A 24,915-nucleotide genomic window follows, 5' to 3' on the forward strand; every position below is an offset into this window, starting at 1 on the left:
TTCCCGTTCCATCCACCAAAAGGAGACATCCCTCATGACACGTTTCACCCGTCGCATCGCACTCACGGCCATCGCAGCCGCCTCCCTCGCCAGCCTGCCGGCCTTCGCCGCCGAGAAGGTCAACCTCGGCGTGTCGATCCCGGCCGCCACCCACAGCTTCATGGGCGGCATCAACTACTGGGCCAACCAGGCGAAGAAGGATCTCGAGAAGGAACACAAGGACCTGAAGATCACGATCAAGACCGCCAGCGGCGCGCCCGAGCAGGCCAACCAGCTGCAGGACTTCACGACCGTCACCAAGATCAATGCGCTCGTCATCTTCCCCTTCGAATCGGCCGCACTGACCAAGCCGGTCGCCCAGGTGAAGGCCAAGGGCGCCTACGTGACCGTGGTCGACCGCGGCCTGACCGACACCAGCGCGCAGGACGCCTATGTCGCCGGCGACAACACGGCCTTCGGCAAGATCCCGGCCGAGTACATCGTGAAGAAGCTCGGCGGCAAGGGCAACGTCGTGGCGCTGCGCGGCATCGCGACCACGCTCGACAACGAGCGCATGGACGCCTTCAACGCGGTGCTCAAGAACCACCCCGACGTGAAGCTGCTCGACGCGAAGTATGCCAACTGGAACCGCGACGACGCCTTCAAGGTGACGCAGGACTACCTCACGCGCTTCAAGGCCATCGACGCGATCTGGGCGGCCGACGACGACATGGCGGTGGGTGTGCTCAAGGCCATCGAGCAGGCCAAGCGCGACGACATCAAGATCGTCTTCGGCGGTGCCGGCGCCAAGGGCATGGTCAAGACCATCATGGACGGCAAGAACAAGATGATCGACGCCGACGTGAGCTACTCGCCCAAGTTCATCTACGACGCGATCAAGCTCACCGCCGAAGCACGCCTGAAGGGCGAGAAGCTGCCGGCCACGACGATCATCCCGTCGGTGCTGATCACCAAGGACAACGCCAAGGACTTCTACGTCCCCAACTCGCCATTCTGATGTGACTGCGGACAACGCTTCGCGCAAGCTGCGCTATGCCATGGTCGGCGGCGGCCGCGACGCCTTCATCGGCGCGGTGCACCGCCACGCCATCGCGCTCGACGGCCAGTGCGAGCTGGTGGCCGGCGCGCTGTCGTCGAGCGCGGACAAGGCGCGTGCCTCGGGCCGCGACCTGTTCCTGGCCGACGACCGCAACCATGGCGACTGGCAGGCGCTGCTGGCCGACGAGCTGAAGCGGCCGGCGCACGAGCGCGTCGACTTCGTCGCCATCGTCACGCCGAACCATGTGCACTTCCCGGTGGCGCAAGCTTTCGTGGAGGCGGGCTTCCACGTCGTGTGCGACAAGCCGCTGGTGCACACGCGCGCCGAGGCCGACGCGCTGGTCGCCGCGGTGGCTGCACAAGGCACGGTCTTCGGCGTGACCTACAACTACAGCGGCTATCCGATGGTCCGGCAGGCGCGCGCGATGGTGCGGGCCGGCGAGATCGGCGAGGTGCGCAAGGTCATCGTCGAGTACAGCCAGGGCTGGCTCGCCGCGCCGCTGGAGGCCAGCGGCAACAAGCAGGCCGGCTGGCGCACCGACCCGGCCAAGAGCGGCGCGGCGGGCGCCATCGGCGACATCGGCACGCATGCGGAGAACCTCATCGCGACCGTCACCGGCCTCCAGATCGAGCGCCTGTGCGCCGACCTCGGCGCGCTGGTGCCGGGCCGCGCGCTCGACGACGACGCCAACGTGCTGCTGCGCTTTTCGAGCGGTGCGCGCGGCGTGCTGGTGGCATCGCAGATCAACACGGGCCTCGAGAACGACCTGCGCCTGCGCGTGACCGGGACGCAGGGCACGCTCGACTGGCGGCAGGAGCATCCGAGCGAGCTGCTGCACTTTCCCGCCGATGGGCCCAAGCGCGTCCTCACGCGCGGCGCGCCCTGGCTGCACGAGTCGGCACGGCGTGCCAGCCGGTTGCCCAGCGGCCACCCCGAAGGCTTCATCGAGGCCTTCGCCAATGTCTATGCGGGCGTGGTGGCGGACATCCGCGCGCGGCTCGGCGGCGTGCCGCCCGACCCGCTCGCGGCCGACTATCCCCGCGTGGAAGACGGCGCGCGCGGCGTGCGCTTCATCGAGCGCACGGTCGCGTCGGCGGCCAGCGCCGCTAAGTGGACGGACTGGTAGGCGCCGCCAAGGCCGTATCGCCGAAGGGCCCGTGGCCCGTCAGTTGCCGCGTGATCGCGGCCTTGAGCGGCGGAAAGCGTTGCGCGCCTTCGAGCACCAGTTGCCGCAGCAGCCGAAGCGGCGCGCGCTTGTCGGCGTAGAGCTTCGCGACCGCATTGGTGCCGTGATAGATCAACCGGGTGTGCCGGCGGTGCGTGGCTTCGTAGGCGGCCAGCAGCGAGGCGGCGCCGATGTCCTGGCCCGCGCGATGCGCCTGCACCACCCGGCCGGCCAGCGTGCCCACGCCCTGCAGGCCGAGGTTGTAGCCGTGCGCCGTCACCGGGTGCATGCCCACCGCGGCATCGCCGACGAGCGCACTGCGCATGCTCCGGAAGCGGTGCGCATAGGTGGCGACCAGCGGGTAGGCATGGCGCTCGCCGGCCATCGCCATGCGGCCGAGCCGATCGTGGAACTGGCGCTGGACCAGCGCGGTGAAATCCGCGGCGGGCAGCGCCATCAGCGCTGCGGCCGCGCTCGCATCGGCCGTCAGCACGACCGACGACGCATCGCCTGTCAACGGCAGCACGGCCAGCGTGCGTTCGTAGCCGAAGCACTCGTGCGCCACCTCGCCATGCGGCTGTGCATGCTGCATGCGGCAGACCACCATCGTGCGGCCGAAGTCGTGCAGGTCGGCGCCGATGCCGAGCTGGCGGCGTGTGGTCGAGAAGCGGCTGTCGGCGGCCACCAGCAGCCGGGCGCGCAGGTCCCCGCCGGTGGGAGCGGGCTCGGCCTCGAAGAACACCTCCGCGTGGCTCGGCAGCGTGCGAACCTGCGAGGTCTGCGCGTTGCAGACGATGCGCAACGCCGGCAGGGCGTCGGCCACCTCGAAGCTGGCGCGCCGCAGCGCATGGTTGGGGACGATCCAGCCCAGCACGCCGGTGCCGCCGCCACTCCCCGCTCGTTGTGCGTTGAAGTCCAGCAAGGCGCGGGCGTGGCCGCCGTCGTGCACCTGCGCTTCGCGGATGACGCCGATCTCGTGCGCCGCGAGCCGTGGCCAGATGCCGAGCTTTTTCAGCAGCGCGACGCTGTCGTGCGTGAGCGCGATCTCGCGGCCATCGTCCTTCGGTGCGGACAGGGCGGCGCGCCCCTGCGTGTCGAGCACGATGACCGAGAGGCCGGCCTGCCCCAGTGAAATGGCCAGTGCCAGCCCGGCGGGGCCGGCACCGATGACGAGGACATCGCTGTCCAGGGGCTGTTGCATCGCGCGCCTTGAAATGTTGACCGTGGCATTGTGCGAGCCACGGCTTGGCGCCGTCGTTGACGGGCGTCAAGCGTCATGCGGCGCGCGATGCCTGCTCAAGACATCAGGCTGACGTGCGCCGCCACCACGCGCCAGCCTTCGGGCAGGCGCACCCAGGTCTGGCTCTGGCGGCCGATGCGCTCGCTGCCGGCACGCTTGAACTCGATGTTGGTCACGGCCAGGTCCTGGCCGTAGCTGGTGATCGCCGTGACGGTCACTTCGCGTTCCAGGTTCACCGCGGGGCGGGCCTGGCGGAAGGCGCGGATCGCGTCGTAGCCGTACAGGTTCTCGCCCGCGCCGTAGCGCAGCGTGTGCGGCGAATCGAAGAAGAGCCGGTCGAGCACGGCCACGTCGTTGGCCACCAGCGCCTGCTGGTACTCGGCGAAGGCGGCCGTCACTTCTTCGAGCACGGCGGGCAGGTTGATATCGGAGAGGGCAACGGTCACGGTCTTACTTTCCACCCCAATGCACGAAGCGGCGCTCCGCCATCAGGAACACGAGGTTCATCACATAGCCGAGCAGGCCGGCCGCAAAGATCGAAGCGTACATGTCGGGCATGTCGAAGAGGGTCTGCGCGTTCATGATGCGCTGGCCCAGCCCGTCGGTCGAGCCGATGAACATCTCGGCGACGATCACGATCACCAAGGCGATCGACACGCCCGAGCGCATGCCCACGAACACCTGCGGCATCGACTCCAGCAGGATCACGTCGGTCAGCACGCGCCAGCGCGGCGCGCCCATCACCTTGGCCGCGAGCTGGCGCTGCTTGCGCGCGCTCATCACGCCGTAGGCCACGTTGAAGAGAATCGCCAGCGCCGCGCCGAAGGCGGCCACCGCGATCTTGGTCGCCTCGCCCACGCCGAACAGCACCAGGAAGAGCGGGAACATCGCCGAGGCCGGCGTCGAGCGGAAGAAGTCGATGGCGAACTCGATCGACTGGTAGATCTTCTCGTTCGAGCCCAGCACGATGCCCAGCGGCACCGAGATCACCAGCGCCAGCCCGAAGGAACTGAGCGTGCGCACGATGGTCTTGTAGAAGTCGCCCCACAGCGTGCCGTGCGCGATGCCGTTCCAGAAGGCGGCGAGCGCCTCCATCGGCGACGGCAGCAGCACCGGGTCGATGGCGCGCGTGGCGTGCACGAAGGCCCACAGGGCGATCAGTACCGCCATGCCGACCAGCGGGCGCAGCCGGGCGGCGGTGCGTTCGGAGATCGCGATCATGGCTTGCGCACCTCCCGCTGGAAGATCTCCAGCGCGCGGGTCTTGGTGGCGATGAACGCCGGGCTGAGCGTGGTGTCGGCGGTGCGCGGGCGCGGCACGTCGAAGGGCAGGTTCTCGGCCACGCGCGTGGGCCGCTTGGTCAGCAGCAGCACCTCGTCGGCCAGCAGTACGGCTTCGTCGAGGTCGTGCGACACCAGCATGGTGGTGGTCCGGCGTTCGGTCAGCACCTTCTGCAGCCGCTCGCGCAGGAACATCACCATCTCGTAGTCGAGCGCGGAGAAGGGTTCGTCGAGGAACAGCACCTCGGGGTCGACCACCAGCGCCCGCATGATCGACACCAGCTGCTGCTGGCCGCCGGACATCTGGTAGGGGTAGCGGTTCAGGTCGAACTTCACCTCGAAGCTCTCCACCAGCCGATCGAGCCGCGCCTGCCGCTCGCCCTTGGCGATGGCCAGGTACTGCAGCGGGTAGCGGATGTTGTCGATGGCGCGCATCCACGGGAACACCGCCTCGCGGTAGTTCTGGAAGACGTAGCCGATGCGCGTGTCGCGCGCCTCCTTGCCCTCGAACAGGATCTGCCCGGCGTCGTAGGGCAGGATGCCCGAGATCATGTTGATCAGCGTGCTCTTGCCGCAGCCGTTGGGGCCGAACACCGAGACGATCTTGCCCTTCGGGATGTCGAGGTCGAAGCCGTCGTAGATGGTCGCGTCCTGGAAGCGCTTGGTCAAGCCGCGGATGGTGATGTGCGTGCCCTCCGGGTACCAGCGGTGCGACCTGTCGCTGACGGCAGCATCGGGCAAGGCGGCCCCGATCGGCAGGTTCGAATCCATCACGCGCATCAGAAGGCTCGAACCAGCGTCTTGCCGTCGATCTTCTCCTTGACCACGCCCAGTTCGGTGCCGATGTCGAGGAACTTCTGGAAGTCGCCCACGTCGGCGGCGCTCATGTCCTTGACCATCACGATGCGCGGCAGCGGCACGGTGGCGGCCAGCTCCGGCGGCACCTTCATGCCCTGCACCAGGTAGCCGCGCGCGCTGCTGTCGGCCTGCGCTTCCTTCACGCCGCGCGCCCAGGCCGCGGCGAAGCGCTTGGCCACGTCGGGCTTGTCGGCCATGAACTTGCCCGACATCACGGCGCCGGCAGCGAAGGCCGAGGCGCTCTTGTTGCCCAGCAGGTAGGTGGCGATCACGCCGGTCTCGACGCGCTTGCCGACCTTCTGCGCGACCATGATGGTGGCCGACGGCTCCAGCGTGTAGCCGCCGTCGAAGTTGCCCGACTGCAGCGCGCCGATGTGCACGCCGATCTGCTGCTCCTGGATGGTGAAGTCCTTGCCTTCGACCAGGCCCACCTTCTTGAGCACCGCGCGCGCCGCGCCGATGTTGGCGGGGCCGGGCGCCGAGAACAGCTTGAAGCCGTTCCTGAAGTCCTTCAGCGACTTGGCCGGGCTGTCGGCCTTGACGACGAACTGCTCGATCACATGCTGCGAATTCTGGCCGTTGAGCGAGATGTACTTGAGCGTGTTGGGCCGGCGCGCTTCCATGTTGGCGCCTTCGAGCGTCACCAGGTTCACGGCCGCGTCGATGCCGTTGGACACCAGCGCCTGCACGGTCAGCGGGTGGCTGGTCATGGGCACTTCCTCGATCTCGAGGTCGGCGTCCTTGAAGTAGCCGCGGTTCATGGCGACGTAGAAGGGCAGCGCCGCGCTCGAGGGGAACACGCCGACCTTGATCTTGTCGGCCGCGGCGGCCGGTGTGCAGAGCGTGGCGGTGGCGAGCGCGAGGACGCCGGCGATCAGGCGGCCGACACGCAGGGGAGCGGAAAGAAAGGCGGGACGCGACATCGTGGGTTACTCCGGAAGATTGAGAGGCGATGAAAGGGTGGGGTAGGACTTCGGATCGAAGAAGCTCTGCCCCGCGCGGTACACGCGGGGGGCCGACATGTCGGGCGGCGCACCGGGCTCGACCGCGCCTTCGAAGGTGAGCTCGAGCTGTACGCCGCTCGGGTCGTGGACGAAGAGCTGCCACAGCGTGGTGCCGGGCACCAGGAACTCGCGCCAGTCGAGCTGCGCCGCGCGGAAGCGCGCGACGTACGCGTGGTAGCCCGAGCAGGCCAGCGACACATGGTCGATGGCGCCGGTGCCGCTCGGCACCTGGCCCGCATCGCCCAGCGCCGGGCCGCCCGCGTACACGTGGATGATGGCCTGGCCGCCCGGCTGGCCGCAGGCCAGCCAGGCACCCGGGTAGCCGAAGTCGGGGCGGGCGATCTCGCGCAGGCCGATCACGCCGACCCAGAAGGCGCGCGTGGCGTCGAGGTTCGCGGTCTTGATCGCGAGGTGGAACAGGCCGTGGGTGATGGCGGTGTTCATGCCGCGGCCTCGACGCCGCCGGCCGGTGCGCCGATCGATACGTCCCGGAACAGCGCCGAGAGGTCCGCGAGGAAGCCTGGCTCGGTCTTCCAGCGCGCGCCCTCGACCGGGTCGGCGCCCGCGAGCATCGTGTCGGTCGCGGCGATCGACAGCGCCATCGCGAAGCGGATGCGTTCGCTCCGCGCAGCCTCGACCTGCGCCAGCCAGTCGCGCGGCGCCAGGCGGCCGGCGCCGATCTCGCGCGCGAGGATCATCGCGGCGGCACAGGCGTCTTCCATCGCCTGCGTGGCGCCCTGGCCCAGCGTCGGCGCCATGCCGTGCGCGCTGTCGCCGAGGTACATCACCTGGCGCACCGGCTCGGCGAAGCGCACGTCCGATTCCTGCATGCGCGCCCAGTGGGTCTGCGCGAGGTTGGCGCACAGCGCGTCCATCAGCCACTGCGCCTGCGCGCCGAGCGCACCGCCCGCGGGCCGGTAGGCGGCGCGCAGCGCGGCCTCGGTGTTCCAGGCGTCGTCGATGGGGGCGCCGGGTTCGATCGGGAAGGTGGCGGCGATGTACACGTGGTCCGGCGGCACGCGGAAGGCCAGCAGTCGGTGCGCGCCGTTGAACCACTGGCCGTAGTCGTCGACCAGGCCGCCGCTGGTGTCGGGCACCAGCGTGCGCACGATCGCCACGCCCACGTGGCGCGGCTCGGGCAGGCCCGAGAAGGCGGCGCGCGTGGCCGAGTAGCGGCCGTCGGTGCCCACCAGCAGGTCGATGTCGTCGATCGTGTGCTGCACGCCGCCCTGCGTGTAGCGCACGGTGGTGCGCGCCGGGTCGCCGGCGCTCGGGCCGATGGCGTCGATCTCGCAGCCGTAGCGGATGGCCGGGCCGGCGCCGGCGCGCAGCACGCGGTACAGCTCCGACCAGCGGATGCGGATGCCCGGGTTGTCGGCCACCTGCGCGAGCGGCAGGTCGAACAGCGGCGTGCCATCGGTCAGCGACACCTGCCAGCGCTGCCACGGCAGGCTGGCGGCCTCCACCTCGGCGGCCAGCGCCGGGTCGCACAGGCGCAGCGCCTTGATCGCGTTGGGGCCGACGTTCAGGCCGGTGCCGGCCTCGGAATGGTCCTCGGGGCTCACGCGTTCGAGGCAGTGCAGCGCCACGCCGGGCAGCAGGGCCAGGCGCCGCGCCAGGATGGCGCCGGCCACGCCGGCACCGATGATCACGATCTTCATGCGGGTTGACTTTCGGAAGGAGGTGGGAGCGGCCAGCGGCGGGCCTGCGGCTGCAGCCGCTCGAAGGCCAGGCCGAGCGCGCACAGCAGCGCGTCGCTGCCGTGCGGGCCGATCAGCTGGAAGCCGATGGGCAGGCCGTCGGGCGACGGTTCGGCCGGCAGGGCCAGTGCCGGCAGGCCGGCGCCGTTGACGAAGGCGGTGAACACGGCGTGGCCGCGCGGGTCGACCTGCCGCCCGTCGATGTGGGTCGGATGGCTCTGCTCGGCCGGCCACGGCATGGCCGCGCAGGCGGGCGTGAGCACCAGGTCGACCTCCTCGAAGACGCGCTCCATCGCGTCGTTCAGCGCGCGCTGGTGGGCCTGCGCGTTGAACAGGTCGACCGCGCGCAGGGCGCGTCCGGTGACCAGCATCGCGGCCAGGGCAGGCGTCATGCGCGCATCGTCCTTCGGCGTGCTGTCGTGCAGCACGGCGGCCAGGCCGGTGGCGCTCAGCACCGGCCAGGCGAGCCGGTTGAACACATGCACCGCGGCCGGGGCGTCGGCCTCCCGCACGAGGTGGCCCATGCCGCGCAGCTGGGCCGCGACAGCGGCCATGCGCTGGTCGATGACCGGGTCGACCGGGCTGCCGGCGATGCGCGACCAGTGCGCGATGCGCAGCAGCTGCGGCGTCGGCGTGGCGAGCGGGTCGAGGGGCCACAGGAGCGTCGGCGCGATCACCTGCAGCACGCGCATCACGTCGGCCGTGCTGCGGGCGATGGGGCCGACCACCTCCAGGCCCGGCAGCATCTCGGGCAGGCCGTGCGCCCGCGGCACCGTGCCCCACGAGGGCTTGAGCCCGACCAGGCCGGTGTAGGCGGCGGGCCGGCGGATCGACCCGCCGCCGTCGGTGGCCAGTGCCGCCGGGCCGATGCCCGCCGCCACGGCCGCGGCCGCGCCGCCGCTCGAGCCGCCGGGCGTGAGCGCGGTGGCCCACGGGTTGCGCGTCGTGCCGAAGACGAGGTTGTCGGTGTAGCCCTGCAGCGTGAACTCGGGCACGTTGGTCTTGGCGAACAGCAGCGCACCGGCATCGCGCAGCCGCTGCACCGGCGACTCGTCGCGCAACTGTGCGTGCGCCGGGTACAGCGCGCTGCCCCAGCGGCAGGGCATGCCGGCCACGGGGATGTTGTCCTTCACGCTGATCGGCACGCCGTCGAGCGCCGACAGCGGGGCGCCGCGTAGCCAGCGGCGTTCGCTCTCGCGCGCCGCGGCATAGGCGGCGCTGTCGTCGCGTGCGATCACGGCGTTGATCTGCGGGTTGACCGCGTCGAGCCGCGTCAGCACGCTGCCCAGCGCCTCGACCGGCGAGAGCGTGCGGGCGGCATAGGCCTGCGCCAGCGCGCCGATGTCGAGCTGCCAGGGGGCGGTCATGTCATGCCTCGCGCGATCACGGCGACCAGCCCGCCGCCGTCGGGCCCCTGGTGCTCCGCGCCGCCGGACACGAAGATGCGCCCGTCGCCCAGCACGCCGGCCACCAGCCCGCCCACCGCGCCGCGGATGTGGCGCTGGGCGTTGATGTCGGTGTCGTCGAGCATGGTGTGGCGCGCACCGCGCACGCGGCCGCGGCGGTCGGGTTCGCACTTGACGAAGACGGCGGCCACGCGGGCCGCGTCGGCCTCGTTCAGCTGCGGCTCGGCCGCCAGCCCCAGCGGGCGCAGCGCCTGCGCCACGGCGCCCAGGTCGAGGGCGTCGCGCATCGGTGCGCAGCCCATGCGCAGGTCGCCTTGCCACCGCGGGCTGTGGCCCAGCACGATCACCTCGTTGGCCTCCACCTCGACGCCGGACGACACGCTGGCGCGCGCCGAGAAGCGCGTGAAGTCGCTGAGCATCGCGGCTTCGAGCGCCGGGTCGTCGGGCAGTTCACCGAGCGCGATCGCGACGCCGAAGGCGCCGGCCGCACGGGCCGTGGCCATCGAGCGGTTGGCGTCGGCCGTGAGCACCGTGTGGCCCGTCGCGGCGGCGGCCTGGGCGCGTGCGGCGGTCACGCAGGGGCACTTGACCTGCACGAAGGCAATGTCTTCGGTGCGCGCGATGCCGGCGTCGCGCATGGCCGCACGCACCGCGTCGGCCACCGAGCGCACATGCGCCCAGCGGCCCACGTGCTGCGCGGCCAGCGGCGCGCTCACGGCGGTGCCGATGGCGAGCGCGCCGGGGCCGGCGGCGTCGGCCCCCGAAGCGTCCGGCCGGCCGCTGCGCGAGAACACCACGTAGTGCGGGCTCAGCACGCCCTCGGTGCCGCCGGAGAGGATGCAGGGCAGTTCGCGCAGCAGCGTCGCGGCCGGGCGGCCGGTGCGTTCGGCGAGCAGCGCCATGAGGGTCTGGGTGAAGTAGCCGCGGGTGAAGTCGTTGACGCCGCCGTTGCCCTCGGTCTTGCCGATCACGGCCACGATGTCGGCGGCCCGCAGCGTGCCGGCGTCGAGCAGCGCGGCCAGCTCCGACAGGTCGCCGGGGTGGGCCATGCCCAGGCGGTGCACCCGCAGCGTGGGGCGTGTGTCGGCCGCGGGTTCGGCACGGTCGGAGGCGGCGGGAGAGGGATTGAGCAGGGCGTCCATGGGTGCTGCAATGCAACAGATGCACCGAGTATGGGCAGCGCCCCTGCAAACTTCCAGCGCATAGTTTCTCTCGCACCGCACACATTTTGTGTGCACTTGCGTGCTGTCAGGGCGTTCAGCCCGGCAGCGCGGCCAACCGGTTGACCAGCGCTTCCATGAAAGACAGCGTGGCGATCGGCAACGTGCGCCCGGCGCGCGACACCAGCACCAGCTGGCTGTTCGTGAGCGTCCGGTCGGTCAGCGGGACCGCCACCAGCGCGCCGCGCCGCACCTCGTTCTGCGTGCCGATCTGGAACTGGAAGCTGATGGCGCCGGTGCGCAGGGTGAATTCCTTCAGCGTCTGCACCGTGCTGGCCTCCAGCGCCACCTGCAGCGTCATGTGGGAGCGCGCCATGAGCGCGTCGAGCAGGCGCCGGCTGCCGAAGGAGCGGTCGCCCAGCGCCACGGGGTACTCCTGGCAGTCGGCCAGGCGCAGCGTGTCGCGGTCGGCCAGCGGGTGGTCGGGCCGCAGCATGGCGCACAGCGGCTGCGGAATGGCGGCGATGACGCGCAGCGCGTCCGAGGGCACCGGGTCGTGCACCAGGATCAGCTCCACGTCGTCGGCCAGGAGCGCCGCCACCAGCACGCCGGTCACGCCTGCGACGAGCTGGAACTGCACGCCCGGGTGCGTCTGCTGGTACTGCGCGATGGTGTCGGGGATCAGGTCGACGGCGACCGATTCGGCGCAGCCGATGCGCACCGTGCCGCGCACCAGGCCGCGCAACTGCTCGATCTGCGATTCGGCCGAGCGCATGTCGGCCATGCTGCGGCGCACCGCCGCGATCAGCACTTCGCCGGCGGACGTGAGCCGCACGCCGCGCGGCAGCCGCTCGAACAGCGGCGTGCCCACGTCGGACTCGATCTCGAGGATCTTGCGGTTGAGCGCGGTCGAGGCCACGTGCAGCTTCTCCGCCGCCTTGCGGATCGAACCGGCCCGTGCGACGGCGTCGAGGTAGACGAAATGGCGGGGCGGGTGGAGCATGGTGCCGGCGTCGCCGTGCTCAGAGGCCGCTGTGGGCGGGGTTCGGCAGCAGCGCGCCCCGCACCGTGTCGCGGCCCGCGGCCTTGGCGGCGTAGCAGGCCGCGTCGGCGGCCCGCAGCCAGTCGTTCACCGTCCCCATGTCCACCTGCAGCGCCGCCACGCCGACGCTGGCGCCGACGCTCAGCGGGCCGTGCGGCGACGGCACCACGACCTCGGTGATGGCGCGGCGCACGTCGTGGGCAATGCGCATCGCCATCTCGGGCGTGCAGTGCTCGAGCAGCAGCGCGAACTCGTCGCCGCCGACGCGGGCCACGAGGTCGCCGGCGCGCACACGGGCGGTGATCGCCGTGGCCACCGTCAGCAGCATCAGGTCGCCCGTGAGGTGGCCGGCGGTGTCGTTCACCGGCTTGAAGCGGTCGAGGTCGAGGAAGACCAGCACGGCCGGCAGCGAGGCGGGCAGTGCCTCGACCAGCCGCTGTGCCTGCCGCTCGAAGGTCGCGCGGTTGGCCAGCCCGGTGAGCGCATCGTGCGCGGCCGACCATTCGAGCTGCTGGCGGGCGGCCCGCTGGTCCTCGACATCGCTGAGCGTCCAGATGGTGCCGCGCGTGCGGTCGGCCGGGTCCACCGGCTTGGTCCTCAGGCCGGCCCAGAAGCGCGTGCCGTCGTGCCGCAGCAGCTGCCACTCGCCCCGGTAGGGCTGCAGGGCACGGAACTCGCCGCGTTCCTGGGCGAGGAAGGCGGCATGGTCCTCGTCCGACGCGAAGAGCATGCGCACCGGCTGGTCGATCAGGTCGTGCTGGGTGCTGGCGAAGAGACGGCAGAACTCGGCGCTGACGAGCTCGAAACGCTCGCCGCGCACGAAGGCGATGCCCACGGGCGCCGCACTCATGACCGAGCCGAGCTTGCGCATCGTCTCAGCGTTCGTCGCCTCCAGCTGCACGCGCTCGATGCCCACACGGCGCAGCACGCGGCTCAGGCTGCCGATCTCGCCGGCCGCGGCCGGCCAGCCGGCGTGCGGCGCCAGCGTGCCGTCGAACAGGTGCTGTGCGCGATGCTCCAACAGCGTCAGCGGCCGCAGCAGACGCCACAGCAGCGCCAGGAAGGCGACCAACATGAGGGCGATCAGCGCGACCGCGACGATCAGCGCGTCGGTCCGCGCGGCGCGCAAGGGCGCCAGCAGGTCGGCCTCGGCGCGGGCGCGCCAGATCATCCAGTCCGGCCCCGGCACGCCGGCGGCGCTGACCAGTTCGCCGGGCTGCTTCAACTGGATGCCCAGCGGCTCGATCGGCGAGCCCGCCGCGCGCCACCCGGCAAAGGCCTGCGCCAAGCGCGGCTCGTCGGACAGATGCGTCATGAGTCGTCCGCGATCGGGGTGCGCGAGCACTTGGCCGTGCTGGGTCGTCACCACCAGCATCGCGGCCGACTCGAGACCATCATCGTCCACCAGCCCGTCGAGCAGGTCGCGGCTGCTCAGGCGAAGGGTGCCGCCCAGTATTCCCGCCGCGCCTGTGGCATCGTGGATCGGTTGCGTGAAGACGATGGCCGGCTCGCCGCGAAGGCGGTCCGACACCGGTTCGGAAATGATCGGCCGGCCCTCGCGCAGCGTCCGCTGGAAGTAGTCGCGGTCGGCCAGGCTGAGGCGCGGGAGCACGCTGACCTCCGTGCTGTTCGCGCGAACCCTCATCTCGCCGTCCTCGGTAGCCACGAACAGGCCGGTGAACAGACGGCGCAGGACGGGCTGCGATTCGGCGAATTGCCGCATGGCGGCCTCGTCGCCCAGGGCCACCATCCCGAGTTCCGGTGTGACCGCCCCCAGTGCGAGCTGCAGTTCGATCAACCGCCGCGACAGCAGCGCCGCCGTGCGCGCGACTTCGTTGGCTTCGCGGCGTTGTTCGGTGGCGAGCGTGTCCTTCTCGGCGCGTGTCACCAGCAGGAGGGTGATGAGGCCGATGCCCAGCAACAACGCGGCGACGCCGCCCGCGATGATGCGCAGCTTGAGGGAGCCGAGGGCGGCGGGCCAGTGGAAGTCGCGACCGGTCATGGGCAATCGATGAGGCTATAGGCGCGCGGCGTGGGCCGGGCGTTCCAAACGGGATTCAGGGGTGGGGCGGGTCGACGCGAAACATCATTGTGGCGTGTCTCCGAAGGCCCTTGGCGAAATACATATGGTGCCCTTGTAGGCCAATCCACACGGCACAACGCGCCGGTGAGCGTCCGCTTTCCGGCGGGCTGCGGGCTAGCATCGACGCCATGGACCTCGTCGTCGCCCGCCCCGAAGGCCTCTACTGCCCGCCCGGCGACTTCTATATCGACCCCTGGCGGCCGGTGGCGCGCGCGGTCATCACCCATGCCCATTCCGACCATGCACGGGTCGGACACGGGCACTACCTGGCCCACACCGACAGCGCAGGCATCCTGCGCACGCGGCTCGGCGACGACATCGCGCTGCAGACGCTGCCCTACGGCGAGGCGATCACGCACCACGGCGTGCGCATCTCGCTGCACCCGGCCGGCCATGTGCTCGGCTCCGCGCAGGTGCGGCTCGAACACGGCGGGCGCGTGTGGGTGGCCTCGGGCGACTACAAGACCGAGCCCGACGGCACTTGCCCGCCTTTCGAGCCGGTGCCCTGCGACACCTTCATCACCGAGTCGACCTTCGGCCTGCCGATCTACCGCTGGCCGACGCAGGCCGTGCTGTTCGCCGAGATCGACGACTGGTGGCGCCGCAATGCGGAGGAGGGCCGCGCGTCGGTGCTGTTCTGCTATGCCTTCGGCAAGGCGCAGCGCATCCTGCACGGCGTCGATGCGGGCATCGGGCCGATCGTGGTGCACGGGGCGGTCGAGCCGCTGAACGCCGTGTACCGCGCCGCCGGCGTCGCGCTGCCGTCGACCCTGCGCGCGACCGATCCGGAAGTGAGCCCGCAGATGCTCAGGCGTGCGCTGGTGCTGGCGCCGCCCACGGCGCAGGGCACGCCGTGGATGCGGCGCTTCGGCCACTACGCCGACGCCTTCGCCAGCGGCTGGATGCAGCTGCGCGGCACGCGTCGCCGGCGCGGTGTCGACCGCGGCTTCGTCATGAGCGACCACGCCGACTGGCCCGGCCTGCAGAAGGCTATCGCCGGCACGGGGGCCGAGCGCGTGTTCGTCACGCACGGCAGCGTCGCGGTACTGGTGCGCTGGCTCACCGAGAACGGGCTGGAGGCGCAGGGGTTCAAGACCGAATACGGCGACGAGGACGTGGCCGACCAGGGCGACGCCAAGCCTGCGGCGCCCGACGCCGCGCCATGAAAGCCTTCGCCGCCCTCTACCGCGAACTCGACGCCACCACGTCGAGCCTCGCCAAGCAGGCGGCCCTGCAGCGCTACCTGCAGGCCGCCGTGCCCGAAGACGCGGCGTGGGCGGTGTACTTCCTCGCCGGTGGCAAGCCACGCCAACTGGTGCCCACCAGGCTGCTGCGCCTGCTGGCGCAAGAGGCCGCCGGCCTGCCCGAGTGGCTGTTCGACGAGAGCTACGAGGCCGTCGGCGACCTGGCCGAAACGATCTCCTTGTTGTTGCCGCCGCCGACCGAGGCGCACGATCTCGGCCTGGCCGTGTGGATCGAGCGGCATCTGTTGCCGTTGCGAAAGACAGCGCCTGAGGCACTCGCCGGCACGCTGCGTTCGCAATGGCGCCAGCTCGCCGTCGACGAGCGGCTGGTCTACTTCAAGCTCATGACCGGCAGCTTCCGCGTCGGCGTGTCGCGGCTGCAGGTGACGCAGGCGCTGGCGGCCGTCGGCGGACTCGACCCCAAGCGCGTGGCGCAGCGGCTCATGGGCTACACGCACACCAGCGGGCAGCCCAGTGCGGCCGACTACGCGGCGCTCATCGGCGCGGAGAACGACAGCGAGCTCGATCAGAAGACCAGCGGCCAGCCGTACCCGTTCTTCCTCGCGCATCCCTTCAACCAGCCGGTCGAACAGTTCGATGCGCTGCTCGGCCCACCGGCCGACTGGATCGTCGAATGGAAGTGGGACGGCATCCGCGCCCAGCTCGTCAAGCGCGCCGGGGCGGTGTCGCTGTGGTCGCGCGGCGAGGAGCTGGTGACCGACCGCTTCCCCGAACTCGCGACCATGGGCGAGGCGCTGCCCGACGGCACGGTGCTCGACGGCGAGATCGTGGTCTGGAGAGACGACCGTGTGCAACCCTTCGCCGAGCTGCAGCGCCGCATCGGCCGCAAGACGGTGGGCGCCAAGCTGCTGCGCGAGATCCCGGTGGTACTGCTCGGCTACGACCTCCTCGAATGGCAGGGCCGCGACCTGCGCGCGGTCCCGCAGCAGGAACGCCGGGCATGGATGGACGAACTCGTCACGCAGGTGCAGCACCCGCAGCTCATCGCCAGCCCGATGCTCACCGGCGACAGTTGGAGCGACCTGTCACGCCAGCGCGAGGCCGCGCGCGCGATGGGCGTCGAAGGGATGATGCTCAAGCAGCGCCACGCGCACTACGGCGTCGGCCGCACCAAGGACGTCGGCACCTGGTGGAAGTGGAAGATCGACCCGCTCAGCATCGACGCCGTGCTCATCTACGCGCAGCGCGGCCACGGCCGCCGCGCCAGCCTCTACAGCGACTACACCTTCGCCGTGTGGGACGGCCCGCCCGAGCAGCCGGACCGCAAGCTCGTCCCCTTCGCCAAGGCCTACTCGGGCCTCACCGACGCCGAGATGGGTCGCGTCGACGCGGTCATCCGCAAGACCACCATCGAGAGCTTCGGCCCGGTGCGCAGCGTGAAGCCGACGCTGGTGTTCGAGCTCGGCTTCGAAGGCATCGCGAAGAGCACGCGCCACAAGAGCGGCATCGCCGTGCGCTTTCCGCGCATGCTGCGCTGGCGGGAGGACAAGCCGGTGGATGCGGCGGATACCTTGGAGACGCTGGCGGCATTGCTGCCGGGGTAGGTCGCGCTGCTGGCGTCGGTCGCGCCCCTAAAGCGCCGGTCCGAGTCCGATCGGTGCCGGCACCTGATTGACGATGCGGGTGAACAGGGCGTTGTAGGCACGATCCGGTACGTGCCCGGCCAAGGGGTCGCCGTTGTGTGCGAATGCATCGTCGAGTTCGCGCCAGTCGGTGTCGGTGAGCACGCGCTCGGCCAGCGGCAGAATCTCGCGCTCCTCCAGCGTCATGTGCGCCAAGTAGAAGTCCACGTATTGCCCCACCGCCTGCTCGAACGCCGCGCGGCGCGGCTCGCCGAGAATCTCGAAGGCAAGCAGCGCATGCTCGACATGGCGGATCCGGCGCTCGCCGCTGGCGTGGTCGCTGTCGAGCTTGTCCAGCAGATCGCGCGAGAGCGGCGTCTTCGCACGCAGCTTGGGAAACAGCAGCTCCGTCTCCTTGGGGTGGTGCCGCTTCTCCGGGAACTCGTCCACGTAGAAAAGCATCGCCCGCAGGGTCGCGAAGTCGGGCAGGGCGCCTTGCTTGCGGTACTGCTCGAGCAGCATGACGATGGAGCGAAGGACGGCCGAGAGTGCGGCGTGCTCCAGACGGATGATGCGAACGCTGGCGTAGGTCATGGCCATCCTTGCTTGCGGGAGGGGCGCGGCTGCCCGGGCATGGCAGCTGGCCCCGGCCCCATTCTCCGCACGCGGAAGGCGTCGCCCTTGATCGATATCAAGTCAGGTCGCCTGGGCCTTCCCGGTTTGCGAAGGATCAAGTCCGCAGGCTCGGGCGGCGGGCCGGCACATGTCGGCGTCTTGACGCGCCGCCGCCCGGGGCGACACTGCGGAATGGACATCTTCACATCGTCGGCCTCGCTCGTGGGGCTGGCCGTGGCGCTGGGCATCGGGCTCATCGTCGGCATCGAGCGAGAACGCCGCAAGGGGGATGGCGACCGCCGAGCCGCGGCGGGATTGCGCACCTTCGCCATCGCCGCGGTCGCGGGCGCGATCGCGCAGCGCCTGCCCGTCCCGGCGCTCGTTCCCATCGGGGGCGCCCTCGTCGCCACACTGGCGGTGGTGTCGCACTGGAAGAGCCGCTCGCCGGACCCGGGCATGACCACGGAGATCGCCTTGTTCGCGACCTACCTGATCGGCGTGCTGTGCGTCATCGAGCCGTCGTTGGGCGCCGCCTGCGGAACGGGCCTGGCGCTGCTGCTGGCGGCGCGCAACAGGCTGCACCGGTTCGCCACCGAACTGCTCAGCGAGCAGGAGCTCAACGACGGTGTGCTGTTGGGCGCGCTGGCCTTGATCGCGTTGCCACTCATTCCCGCCCAGCCCATCGAGATGCTCGCCGGCATCTCGCCCCGGCCGCTGGCCGCGATGGTGCTGCTGATCATGGCGATGCAGGCGGCGGGCCAGGCGGCGGTGCGTTGGCTCGGCGTGCGCGGCGGCCTGCTCGGGGCAGGTTTTGCGTCCGGGTTCGTGTCGAGCACCGCCACCGTGGCCTCATTCGGAAGCCGGGCGCGTCGACAGCCGCTCCACACCAGCCTGCTGGCCAGCGCCGCCGCCTTGTCGGCGGTGGCCACCTGGGTGCTGGCCCTGACGATGACCGCGGCACTGTCCCCTCCAGCCGGAATCGCGCTGCTGCCGGTCGCGCTGGCCGGAGCGGCAGGCGCGACCGCCGTGGCGCTGTTGCCGCTTTTGTCGCATCAGCCATCCGCTGCGCTCGAAGCGCCGCCCGTCACCCGCAGCGCGCTGCGCCCGCGCGAGGCGCTCGTCGTGGCCCTGGTGCTGGCCTCGGTGGCGTTGCTGGTGGGAACGGCACAGCGGCACTTCGGCAACACGGGGCTGCAAGTCGGCATCGCGTTGGCGGCGTTGGTCGACGCACACGCGCCGGTGGCGTCGCTCGCTTCGCTGCACGCGGCCGACACGCTGTCGACGGCGCAGTTCGTCCGAGGCGTGCTCGTGGCGGTCGGCGCCAACACGCTCACGCGCTGCATCGTGGCCTGGGTTGCCGGCGGCCGGGCCTATGCGCTGCGCGTGGCGGCCGCACTGGTCGCGAGCCTGGCCTGTGCCACCGTCACCGCGGTCTGGCTGCGGGATCACCCGCTGGAACTGGCTGCTGCATCCGTGTTGCGCGTCGATGCCGAATTTCCCGGCACGGTCGAATCGCTTTAAGCTCCCGTCCATGAGCAGCCTCAACCCCAAGACCTACGACTCCGTTCCCTCGCGCAAGGTGGCCTTCCTCGGCCTGGGCGTGATGGGTTTCCCCATGGCCGGCCACCTGGCCAAGGCGGGCCACCGCGTGACGGTCTACAACCGCTCCGCCGCTAAGTCGGCCGCCTGGGCCGCCGAGTTCGGCGGCCAGAGCGCGCCCACGCCGCGCGAAGCGGCGGCCGGCGCGGAGATGGTGTTCTGCTGCGTCGGCAACGACGACGACCTGCGCTCGGTGGTGCTGGGCGACGACGGCGCCTTCGCCGGCATGTCGAAGCACGCGGTGTTCGTCGACCACACGACGGCCTCGGCCGACGTGGCGCGTGAACTGTCGAAGATCGCGCAGGGCAAGGGCCTGCAGTTCATCGATGCCCCCGTGTCCGGTGGCCAGGCCGGTGCGCAGAACGGTCTGCTGACCGTGATGTGCGGCGGCGACAGCGCCACTTTCGACGCGGTCAAGCCGGTTGCCATGGCCTTCTCGCGCGCCGTCACGCTGCTGGGCGAGAGCGGCGCCGGCCAGCTGGCCAAGATGGTCAACCAGATCTGCATCGCCGGCCTGGTGCAGGGCCTGTCGGAAGCCATCGCCTTCGGCATGCGCGCCGGCCTCGACATGGAAGCCGTGCTCGGCGTCATCAGCAAGGGCGCGGCCCAGAGCTGGCAGATGGAGAACCGCGGCAAGACCATGATCGACGGCAAGTTCGACTACGGCTTTGCGGTCGACTGGATGCGCAAGGACCTGGGCCTGGTGCTGGACGAAGCCAAGCGCAACGGCGCGCGGCTGCCCGTGACGGCGCTGGTCGACCAGTTCTATGCCGACGTGCAGCAGGCGGGCGGTGCCCGCTGGGACACGTCGAGCCTCATCACACGACTCAAGTAAAAAGCGCCCCGCGGGGCGCTTTTGTCGTTCATCGGATCGGCGTGGCGGTCGCGCCACCGGAGGCCGGCAGCGGTTCCATCGGCGGCAGCGGCACACGCGAGCCGCTCGATGCCGGCGTGGCGGCGGGTGCCGCGGTACCGCCCTGGCGCGTCTGGCCGGCGAGTTCGGCTTCGCTCACCACCTCGACCACGCGCACCACCTTCTGAACGCCCGAGACGCCGCGGGTGATGTCGGTGGCGCGGTCGACCTCGCGCTTCGTCGCCAGGCCCATCAGGTAGACCACGCCGTTCTCGGTGATCACCTTGAACGAGGTCGCGAAGACATCTTTGGCATCGAGCAGCGAGGCCTTGACCTTGCCGGTGATGAAGGTGTCGTTGGAGCGCACCTGGAACGACCGCGCCTCGCCCACCTGCACCTCGTTGACGATCGAGCGCACGTTGTCGATGCCCTGCACGGCCGCCTCGACCCGGCGGCGGTCGGCCTCGTTGCCCACGGTGCCGGTCAGCAGCATCTGGCGGTTGAAGCTGGTGACGCTCACGTACATCTGGTCGTTGGCGATCTCGCGGATGCGCGAAGCGCCGCGCAGTTCGATCGCCTGGTCGTCGACCTGTGCACCCGAGCTGCGGCGGTCGGTGGCCATCAGGCCGGCGCCGACCGCGGCACCGCCCACCACCAGCGGCACGCAGGCCGAGAGTGCCGTGGCCAGCGCGGCCGCGGCGGTAAGGGTCAGCACGAGGCGTGGGATCGATGAGGTCGTCATGTGGATGCTTCCTGTTCTCCGAGTAACTGGGCGTCCACACCGTCGCACAGGCAGTGCAGCGCGAGCAGGTGGACTTCGTGGATGCGCAACGCACGTTCGTGCGGCACGGAAACCTGGACATCGGTCTCGCGCAACGCGCGTCCGATCGCACCGCCGTGGGCGCCCAGCAGGGCCACCACCGTCATGTCGCGCGCATGGGCGGCTTCGACGGCCGCGAGCACCGCGGCCGACTGGCCGCTGGCGCTCAGCGCGAGCAGCACGTCGCCGGTCTGGCCGAGTGCGCGCACCTGGCGCGCGAAGCGGTCGCCATCGCTGGCCTCGGCGGTGTCGGCGGCCGGGTCGGTCGCATCGCCGGGCAGGGCGATGGCGGCCAGCTCGGGCCGGTCACGCTCGAAGCGGCCGACGAACTGCGCCGCGAACTGGGCCGCCAGCAGGCCGGACACGCCGGCACCGCAGGCCAGGATCTTGCCGCCGCTGGTCACGCAGGCCAGCAGCGCCTGCATGGCCTGTCCGATGGGTTTGCTGAGCACCGGGCCTGCTTGGTATTTGAGGTCGGCGCTGTCGATGAAGTGCTGCTGGATCCGTTGCTCGAGCATGGGCGGCGATGATAACTGGGGGTCGTGAAACAAAAGGTGTGATGCGTGGAGCGTAGGGGCACTCAACCAGTTCCCGCATCGAAGGCGGCGACCAGCCATTGAATGCCCTCGGGCTCGACCAGCACCACGTCGAAGCGGCAGGGTGGCGGAGTGCGCAGCGCCATCAGGTAGTGGCGCGCCGCGAACACGATGCGGCGCTGCTTCACCCCGGTGATGCTGCCGCCGGCCCCGCCGTGGCTGCGGCTGGTGCGCTGGCGCACCTCCACGAAGACCACCGTGCCGTCGCGCGGGTCGCACACGATCAGGTCGATCTCGCCGCCGCCGCGGCCGGGGGTTCGATAATTGCGCGCGACCAGGCGCAGTCCGGCCTTCTGCAGATGCGCCAGCGCGGCGTCTTCCGCCGCGTCGCCGCGCTGCTTGGTCGTCGTGCTCCCTGTCGTCTTGTCGTTGTTCTGGAGAAGTCCCATTGAATGCTCTCGCCCCCGCCTCTTTCGGCGCCGCCCTGTCGGCCGCGCGCGATGCCGCGGGTGCCCAGCATTATCCGCAGGGCACGCTCTACGTCGTCGCCACGCCGATCGGCAACCTGGCCGACATCACGCTGCGCGCGCTGCACGTGCTCGAGATCGTCGACGTCGTCGCCTGCGAGGACACGCGCCACACGCAGGGCATGCTGCGCGCCTACGGCATCGACCGGCCCGGCGCGCAGCTGCTCGCCGTGCACCAGCACAACGAAGCCGAAGCCGCGCAGGCCGTGGTCGCGCGCCTCGCGCAGGGCGAGCGCATCGCCTATGTCAGCGACGCTGGCACGCCGGGCGTGAGCGACCCCGGCGCGCGGCTGGCCGCCGCGGTACGTGCCGCCGGCCACCGGGTGCTGCCGCTGCCCGGCGCCAGCAGCGTCATCACGCTGATCGCCGCGGCCGGCCTGGTGGCCGAGGGTGGCGACGAGCGCAGCGCCTTCGTCTTCGCTGGCTTCCTGCCCAGCAAGGCCGGCGAGCGCGATGCGGCGGTGCAGGCGCTCGCGCGCGAGCCGCGCAGCGTCGTGCTGCTGGAGGCGCCGCATCGCATCGAGGCGCTGGCCCGCGCGCTGTCCGTGCTGGGCGAGCGGCGCGTCACCATCGGCCGCGAACTCACCAAGCAGTTCGAGGAGATCGCCACCGTCGCGGCCAGCGCCTTGCCCGACTGGTTCTCCGCCGGGCGCGACCGCACGCGCGGCGAATTCGCGCTGGTGCTGCACCCGGTGGCGGTGGTCGCCGACGATGGCGCCGAGGCCGAGCGCGTGCTGCGCCTGCTGCTGGCCGAACTGCCGCTCAAGAGCGCGGTCAAGTTGGCCGCCGACATCACCGGCGCGCCGAAGAACGCGCTGTACGACACGGCGCTGCGCCTGCGCGACGGCGGCTGAGCGCTTCGGCGGTGTCGCGCGACCCATGAAAAAGGCCGGAAGCTCTTGCAAGCTTCCGGCCTTTTTGTGTGTGGTCCCGCCGCCAGGAATCGAACCTGGATCTCAGCCTTCGGAGGGCCGAATTCTATCCGTTGAAATACAGCGAGAAAGGCTCGCGGCACATACCGCGAGCCGCTGATTATCGCCCATCAGGCGGCCAGTGGGCAGGGCGCGGTCTGAACGTCGGCTGCGGAGGGCAGTCGGCCGAAGCCGAGGCCGGCCACGTACACGCTGAAGGCACGCCGGCCGGTCTGTACGAGCTCGAAGGCGTCGGGGTCGAGCAGCCAGTTCTGGATCAGGCCGCTCACCAGGGCGTGCAGGCCTTGGGCGGCCACGGCCGCGGGCACCGCGAGGCGGACGTGCTGGCGGCGCGCGGCCAGGCGCAGGGCGCGCTCGAAGTCGGCCACGCAGGCCTTGCGCGCGTCGAGGTGGCGCTGCTGCACCGACTGCATCTCCCGCGTGTACTCGACCTTGTGCGTCGCCACTTCGAAGACGCGGCGCACCTGCAGGTCGGTCGTCATCAGCTTGAGGGCCGCCACCAGCACCCGTTCGACCTCGCGCAGCGGGTCGGCCTCGCTCTGGCCGGTGGCCTGCGCGGCGGCCTCGAGGGGCAGGGTGACGCGTTCCATCATCGCGTTGAAGAGGTCGGCCTTGTCCTTGAAGTGCCAATAGATGGCGCCCCGCGTCGCACCCGCCTGCTGGGCGATCTGCTGCAGCGAGGTCTGGGAAACGCCCTGCGCCTGGAACAGCAACTCGGCCGCGTCGAGCAGCCGGTGGCGTGTGGCGAGAGCCTCTTCCTTCGTATGGCGGGCCAATGTGTCTCCTGAAAGAATGCTCGGATAGCGAGTCGATGAACTATACATGCACGAATGTATGTAAACTAGCCGGCTTCCGATGACCCATCCGGCCGCCTGGCCTTGACGGCGATCAAGCCTTCGGGCGTTGCCCCCTTTTTTGAATCAAAAGGAATCACATGCCGCAATCGCATGTCTCTTCACGTCGTTCGTTGTCTTCGTGGCGCCTGGTGGCCGCCGGTACGGTGGTCATGGCCGTGCTCGCGCTGACGGCGTGCGGCAAGGGCAAGGAGCCTGCGGCCGCGGGTGGCGCACCGGGCGGTGCGGCACCGCCGCCGCCCGAGGTGGGGGTGGTGGTCGCCACGCCGACGGACGTCGGCCTGGTCACCGAACTGCCGGGCCGGCTCGAAGCCTCGCGCGTGGCAGAAGTCCGCGCCCGAGCCGCGGGCATCCTGCAGGAGCGGCTGTTCCGCGAAGGCAGCGACGTGAAGGCGGGCCAGCCGTTGTTCCGCATCGACTCGGCACCCTACGCCGCGGCCGCCCGCAGCGCGCAGGCCAGCCTGGCGCGCGCCGAAGCGAATGCCGTGCAGGCCAAGGCCCTGGCCGACCGCTACAAGCCGCTGGTCGAGGCCAACGCCGTGAGCAAGCAGGAGTATGCGAACGCGGTGGCGTCGCAGAAGGCCGCGGAAGCCGACGTGGGCGTGGCCCGTGCGGCGGTGACCACCGCCAACATCAACCTGGGCTACGCCGCGGTGACCGCGCCCATCTCGGGCCGCATCGGCCGCGCGCTGGTCACCGAAGGCGCGCTGGTGGGGCAGGGCGACGCCACCGCGCTCGCCGTGATCCAGCAGATCAATCCGCTGTACGTGAACTTCACCCAGTCGGCCAACGACGTGCTGAAGCTGCGCCGCGCGATGGCCGATGGCCAGTTCAAGCGCGCCGACGGTGCCGATGCCGCCAGCGTGCGCGTGGTGCTCGAGGGCGGCGGCGAGTACCCGACGCCGGGCAAGTTGCTGTTCTCCGACCTCACGGTCGATGCGACCACCGGGCAGGTCACGCTGCGTGCCGAGCTGCCCAACCCCAAGGGCGAACTGCTGCCCGGCCTGTACGTGCGCGTGCGCATCGAGCAGGCCCAGGTGAGCAACGCCATCACGCTGCCGCAGCAGGCCGTGACGCGCACGCAGCAGGGCGACACGGTCACCGTGGTCGGCGCCGACGGCAAGCTGAGCAAGCGCACCGTGAAGGTCGGCGCGGCCAAGAACAACCAGTGGGTGGTGATGGAGGGCCTCAAGGCCGGCGAGCAGGTGATGGTCGACGGCTTCCAGAAGCTGCAGATGATGCCGCCCGGCACCCCCGTCAAGGCTGTGCCGTGGACCCCGCCCAAGCCCGCCGCGGCCGCGGCTGCGCCGGCTGCATCCGGCGCTTCGGCGGCGGCCGCACCGGCCTCGGCCGCCAAGCAGTAAGAGGAGCCCGC

The 24,915-nt window shown here is 70.8% G+C and carries 24 protein-coding genes and 1 tRNA gene; 8 read left to right on the forward strand and 17 right to left on the reverse strand.

The window, feature by feature from the left end; all coding sequences use genetic code 11:
* Nucleotides 1–34: 34 nt before the first annotated feature.
* Both N8A90_RS03050 and N8A90_RS03055 read left to right on the forward strand, forming a co-directional pair.
* Nucleotides 35–997 carry a substrate-binding domain-containing protein gene (locus N8A90_RS03050; protein ID WP_262073183.1) on the forward strand — a complete coding sequence of 321 codons (963 nt, stop codon included), beginning with the start codon at nucleotides 35–37 and terminating at the stop codon, nucleotides 995–997.
* Nucleotides 998–1,037: 40 nt separating this feature from the next.
* Nucleotides 1,038–2,165, forward strand: coding sequence for a Gfo/Idh/MocA family protein (locus tag N8A90_RS03055; RefSeq protein WP_262073587.1), 1,128 nt, complete (start codon nucleotides 1,038–1,040; stop codon nucleotides 2,163–2,165).
* On the opposite strand, the gene ubiM is transcribed toward N8A90_RS03055, so the two are convergent.
* From ubiM to N8A90_RS03110, 11 genes are all read right to left on the reverse strand, one after another.
* Complete coding sequence (gene ubiM / locus N8A90_RS03060) at nucleotides 2,146–3,405, reverse strand: 5-demethoxyubiquinol-8 5-hydroxylase UbiM (protein WP_262073184.1); 1,260 nt, start codon at nucleotides 3,403–3,405, stop codon at nucleotides 2,146–2,148. The genes N8A90_RS03055 and ubiM overlap by 20 nt on opposite strands.
* 95 nt (nucleotides 3,406–3,500) lie before the next feature.
* Nucleotides 3,501–3,890, reverse strand: coding sequence for an oxalurate catabolism protein HpxZ (gene hpxZ, locus N8A90_RS03065; RefSeq protein ID WP_262073185.1), 390 nt, complete (start codon nucleotides 3,888–3,890; stop codon nucleotides 3,501–3,503).
* A 4-nt stretch (nucleotides 3,891–3,894) separates the two neighbouring features.
* On the reverse strand, nucleotides 3,895–4,665 hold the full coding sequence (locus tag N8A90_RS03070) for an ABC transporter permease (protein ID WP_262073186.1): 771 nt from the start codon (nucleotides 4,663–4,665) through the stop codon (nucleotides 3,895–3,897).
* Nucleotides 4,662–5,504: an ABC transporter ATP-binding protein gene (locus N8A90_RS03075; RefSeq protein WP_262073187.1), complete on the reverse strand. Its 843-nt coding sequence runs from the start codon at nucleotides 5,502–5,504 to the stop codon at nucleotides 4,662–4,664. The genes N8A90_RS03070 and N8A90_RS03075 overlap by 4 nt, the downstream gene beginning before the upstream one ends.
* Nucleotides 5,504–6,505, reverse strand: coding sequence for an ABC transporter substrate-binding protein (locus N8A90_RS03080; protein WP_262073188.1), 1,002 nt, complete (start codon nucleotides 6,503–6,505; stop codon nucleotides 5,504–5,506). Before N8A90_RS03080 ends, N8A90_RS03075 begins: the two co-directional genes overlap by 1 nt.
* A 6-nt stretch (nucleotides 6,506–6,511) precedes the next feature.
* The gene (locus N8A90_RS03085; RefSeq protein WP_262073189.1) at nucleotides 6,512–7,030 is read right to left on the reverse strand and encodes a glyoxalase; all 519 of its coding nucleotides are present in this window, start codon (nucleotides 7,028–7,030) and stop codon (nucleotides 6,512–6,514) included.
* A complete protein-coding gene (locus N8A90_RS03090; RefSeq protein ID WP_262073190.1) occupies nucleotides 7,027–8,247 on the reverse strand; it encodes an FAD-dependent oxidoreductase in 1,221 nt (406 codons plus the stop codon). The genes N8A90_RS03085 and N8A90_RS03090 overlap by 4 nt, the downstream gene beginning before the upstream one ends.
* Nucleotides 8,244–9,653, reverse strand: a complete 1,410-nt coding sequence (locus tag N8A90_RS03095; protein ID WP_262073191.1) for an amidase — start codon at nucleotides 9,651–9,653, stop codon at nucleotides 8,244–8,246. Before N8A90_RS03095 ends, N8A90_RS03090 begins: the two co-directional genes overlap by 4 nt.
* Complete coding sequence (locus N8A90_RS03100; RefSeq protein ID WP_262073192.1) at nucleotides 9,650–10,834, reverse strand: ring-opening amidohydrolase; 1,185 nt, start codon at nucleotides 10,832–10,834, stop codon at nucleotides 9,650–9,652. Before N8A90_RS03100 ends, N8A90_RS03095 begins: the two co-directional genes overlap by 4 nt.
* A gap of 115 nt (nucleotides 10,835–10,949) precedes the next feature.
* Complete coding sequence (locus N8A90_RS03105) at nucleotides 10,950–11,855, reverse strand: LysR family transcriptional regulator (RefSeq protein ID WP_262073193.1); 906 nt, start codon at nucleotides 11,853–11,855, stop codon at nucleotides 10,950–10,952.
* A 19-nt stretch (nucleotides 11,856–11,874) separates the two neighbouring features.
* Nucleotides 11,875–13,896: a diguanylate cyclase domain-containing protein gene (locus N8A90_RS03110; RefSeq protein ID WP_262073194.1), complete on the reverse strand. Its 2,022-nt coding sequence runs from the start codon at nucleotides 13,894–13,896 to the stop codon at nucleotides 11,875–11,877.
* Between the two features lie 209 nt (nucleotides 13,897–14,105).
* On the opposite strand from N8A90_RS03110, the gene N8A90_RS03115 reads away from it, so the two are divergent.
* Nucleotides 14,106–15,143, forward strand: a complete 1,038-nt coding sequence (locus tag N8A90_RS03115; RefSeq protein ID WP_262073195.1) for a ligase-associated DNA damage response exonuclease — start codon at nucleotides 14,106–14,108, stop codon at nucleotides 15,141–15,143.
* Nucleotides 15,140–16,786 (forward strand): ATP-dependent DNA ligase, encoded by a 1,647-nt coding sequence (locus tag N8A90_RS03120; protein WP_262073196.1) that lies wholly within the window; start codon nucleotides 15,140–15,142, stop codon nucleotides 16,784–16,786. The genes N8A90_RS03115 and N8A90_RS03120 overlap by 4 nt, the downstream gene beginning before the upstream one ends.
* Nucleotides 16,787–16,813: 27 nt before the next feature.
* Here N8A90_RS03120 and N8A90_RS03125 read toward each other — a convergent pair whose 3' ends face one another.
* Nucleotides 16,814–17,398 (reverse strand): hemerythrin domain-containing protein, encoded by a 585-nt coding sequence (locus N8A90_RS03125; RefSeq protein WP_262073197.1) that lies wholly within the window; start codon nucleotides 17,396–17,398, stop codon nucleotides 16,814–16,816.
* Nucleotides 17,399–17,611: 213 nt separating this feature from the next.
* Here N8A90_RS03125 and N8A90_RS03130 point away from each other — a divergent pair, with 213 nt between their 5' ends.
* Both N8A90_RS03130 and N8A90_RS03135 read left to right on the forward strand, forming a co-directional pair.
* A complete protein-coding gene (locus tag N8A90_RS03130) occupies nucleotides 17,612–18,940 on the forward strand; it encodes an MgtC/SapB family protein (protein ID WP_262073198.1) in 1,329 nt (442 codons plus the stop codon).
* A 10-nt stretch (nucleotides 18,941–18,950) separates the two neighbouring features.
* The gene (locus tag N8A90_RS03135; protein WP_262073199.1) at nucleotides 18,951–19,853 is read left to right on the forward strand and encodes an NAD(P)-dependent oxidoreductase; all 903 of its coding nucleotides are present in this window, start codon (nucleotides 18,951–18,953) and stop codon (nucleotides 19,851–19,853) included.
* Nucleotides 19,854–19,881: 28 nt separating this feature from the next.
* Here N8A90_RS03135 and N8A90_RS03140 read toward each other — a convergent pair whose 3' ends face one another.
* The 3 genes from N8A90_RS03140 to N8A90_RS03150 form a co-directional block, all read right to left on the reverse strand.
* The gene (locus N8A90_RS03140) at nucleotides 19,882–20,613 is read right to left on the reverse strand and encodes a BON domain-containing protein (RefSeq protein ID WP_262073200.1); all 732 of its coding nucleotides are present in this window, start codon (nucleotides 20,611–20,613) and stop codon (nucleotides 19,882–19,884) included.
* The gene (locus N8A90_RS03145) at nucleotides 20,610–21,209 is read right to left on the reverse strand and encodes an SIS domain-containing protein (RefSeq protein WP_262073201.1); all 600 of its coding nucleotides are present in this window, start codon (nucleotides 21,207–21,209) and stop codon (nucleotides 20,610–20,612) included. Before N8A90_RS03145 ends, N8A90_RS03140 begins: the two co-directional genes overlap by 4 nt.
* A 62-nt stretch (nucleotides 21,210–21,271) precedes the next feature.
* Nucleotides 21,272–21,676 carry a YraN family protein gene (locus N8A90_RS03150; protein ID WP_262073202.1) on the reverse strand — a complete coding sequence of 135 codons (405 nt, stop codon included), beginning with the start codon at nucleotides 21,674–21,676 and terminating at the stop codon, nucleotides 21,272–21,274.
* On the opposite strand from N8A90_RS03150, the gene rsmI reads away from it, so the two are divergent.
* Nucleotides 21,676–22,608: a 16S rRNA (cytidine(1402)-2'-O)-methyltransferase gene (rsmI, locus tag N8A90_RS03155; protein ID WP_262073203.1), complete on the forward strand. Its 933-nt coding sequence runs from the start codon at nucleotides 21,676–21,678 to the stop codon at nucleotides 22,606–22,608. The genes N8A90_RS03150 and rsmI overlap by 1 nt on opposite strands.
* 71 nt (nucleotides 22,609–22,679) lie before the next feature.
* Here rsmI and N8A90_RS03160 read toward each other — a convergent pair.
* A tRNA-Arg gene (locus tag N8A90_RS03160) sits at nucleotides 22,680–22,754 on the reverse strand.
* Between the two features lie 42 nt (nucleotides 22,755–22,796).
* On the reverse strand, nucleotides 22,797–23,462 hold the full coding sequence (locus N8A90_RS03165) for a TetR family transcriptional regulator (RefSeq protein ID WP_262073204.1): 666 nt from the start codon (nucleotides 23,460–23,462) through the stop codon (nucleotides 22,797–22,799).
* A 158-nt stretch (nucleotides 23,463–23,620) separates the two neighbouring features.
* Between N8A90_RS03165 and N8A90_RS03170 the strand changes: the two genes are divergently transcribed.
* Nucleotides 23,621–24,904 carry an efflux RND transporter periplasmic adaptor subunit gene (locus N8A90_RS03170; protein WP_262073205.1) on the forward strand — a complete coding sequence of 428 codons (1,284 nt, stop codon included), beginning with the start codon at nucleotides 23,621–23,623 and terminating at the stop codon, nucleotides 24,902–24,904.
* Nucleotides 24,905–24,915 lie beyond the last annotated feature (11 nt).

Origin of the sequence: Variovorax sp. N23 (assembly GCF_025486315.1) — a bacterium.
In the GTDB taxonomy this organism is placed as follows: Bacteria; Pseudomonadota; Gammaproteobacteria; order Burkholderiales; family Burkholderiaceae_C; genus Variovorax.

Excerpts from the sequence above, each read along its gene's own strand:
- N8A90_RS03140 (WP_262073200.1), bottom strand. The coding sequence starts at position 20,613 with ATGACGACCTCATCGATCCCACGCCTCGTGCTGACCCTTACCGCCGCG.
- N8A90_RS03095 (WP_262073191.1), bottom strand. The coding sequence starts at position 9,653 with ATGACCGCCCCCTGGCAGCTCGACATCGGCGCGCTGGCGCAGGCCTAT.
- N8A90_RS03085 (WP_262073189.1), bottom strand. The coding sequence starts at position 7,030 with ATGAACACCGCCATCACCCACGGCCTGTTCCACCTCGCGATCAAGACC.
- N8A90_RS03135 (WP_262073199.1), top strand. The coding sequence starts at position 18,951 with ATGAGCAGCCTCAACCCCAAGACCTACGACTCCGTTCCCTCGCGCAAG.
- N8A90_RS03115 (WP_262073195.1), top strand. The coding sequence starts at position 14,106 with ATGGACCTCGTCGTCGCCCGCCCCGAAGGCCTCTACTGCCCGCCCGGC.
- ubiM (WP_262073184.1), bottom strand. The coding sequence starts at position 3,405 with ATGCAACAGCCCCTGGACAGCGATGTCCTCGTCATCGGTGCCGGCCCC.
- N8A90_RS03090 (WP_262073190.1), bottom strand. The coding sequence starts at position 8,247 with ATGAAGATCGTGATCATCGGTGCCGGCGTGGCCGGCGCCATCCTGGCG.
- N8A90_RS03070 (WP_262073186.1), bottom strand. The coding sequence starts at position 4,665 with ATGATCGCGATCTCCGAACGCACCGCCGCCCGGCTGCGCCCGCTGGTC.
- N8A90_RS03130 (WP_262073198.1), top strand. The coding sequence starts at position 17,612 with ATGGACATCTTCACATCGTCGGCCTCGCTCGTGGGGCTGGCCGTGGCG.
- N8A90_RS03055 (WP_262073587.1), top strand. The coding sequence starts at position 1,038 with ATGGTCGGCGGCGGCCGCGACGCCTTCATCGGCGCGGTGCACCGCCAC.
- N8A90_RS03170 (WP_262073205.1), top strand. The coding sequence starts at position 23,621 with ATGCCGCAATCGCATGTCTCTTCACGTCGTTCGTTGTCTTCGTGGCGC.
- N8A90_RS03050 (WP_262073183.1), top strand. The coding sequence starts at position 35 with ATGACACGTTTCACCCGTCGCATCGCACTCACGGCCATCGCAGCCGCC.
- N8A90_RS03075 (WP_262073187.1), bottom strand. The coding sequence starts at position 5,504 with ATGCGCGTGATGGATTCGAACCTGCCGATCGGGGCCGCCTTGCCCGAT.
- N8A90_RS03080 (WP_262073188.1), bottom strand. The coding sequence starts at position 6,505 with ATGTCGCGTCCCGCCTTTCTTTCCGCTCCCCTGCGTGTCGGCCGCCTG.
- N8A90_RS03125 (WP_262073197.1), bottom strand. The coding sequence starts at position 17,398 with ATGACCTACGCCAGCGTTCGCATCATCCGTCTGGAGCACGCCGCACTC.
- N8A90_RS03145 (WP_262073201.1), bottom strand. The coding sequence starts at position 21,209 with ATGCTCGAGCAACGGATCCAGCAGCACTTCATCGACAGCGCCGACCTC.
- N8A90_RS03100 (WP_262073192.1), bottom strand. The coding sequence starts at position 10,834 with ATGGACGCCCTGCTCAATCCCTCTCCCGCCGCCTCCGACCGTGCCGAA.
- N8A90_RS03120 (WP_262073196.1), top strand. The coding sequence starts at position 15,140 with ATGAAAGCCTTCGCCGCCCTCTACCGCGAACTCGACGCCACCACGTCG.
- N8A90_RS03150 (WP_262073202.1), bottom strand. The coding sequence starts at position 21,676 with ATGGGACTTCTCCAGAACAACGACAAGACGACAGGGAGCACGACGACC.
- N8A90_RS03110 (WP_262073194.1), bottom strand. The coding sequence starts at position 13,896 with ATGACCGGTCGCGACTTCCACTGGCCCGCCGCCCTCGGCTCCCTCAAG.
- N8A90_RS03105 (WP_262073193.1), bottom strand. The coding sequence starts at position 11,855 with ATGCTCCACCCGCCCCGCCATTTCGTCTACCTCGACGCCGTCGCACGG.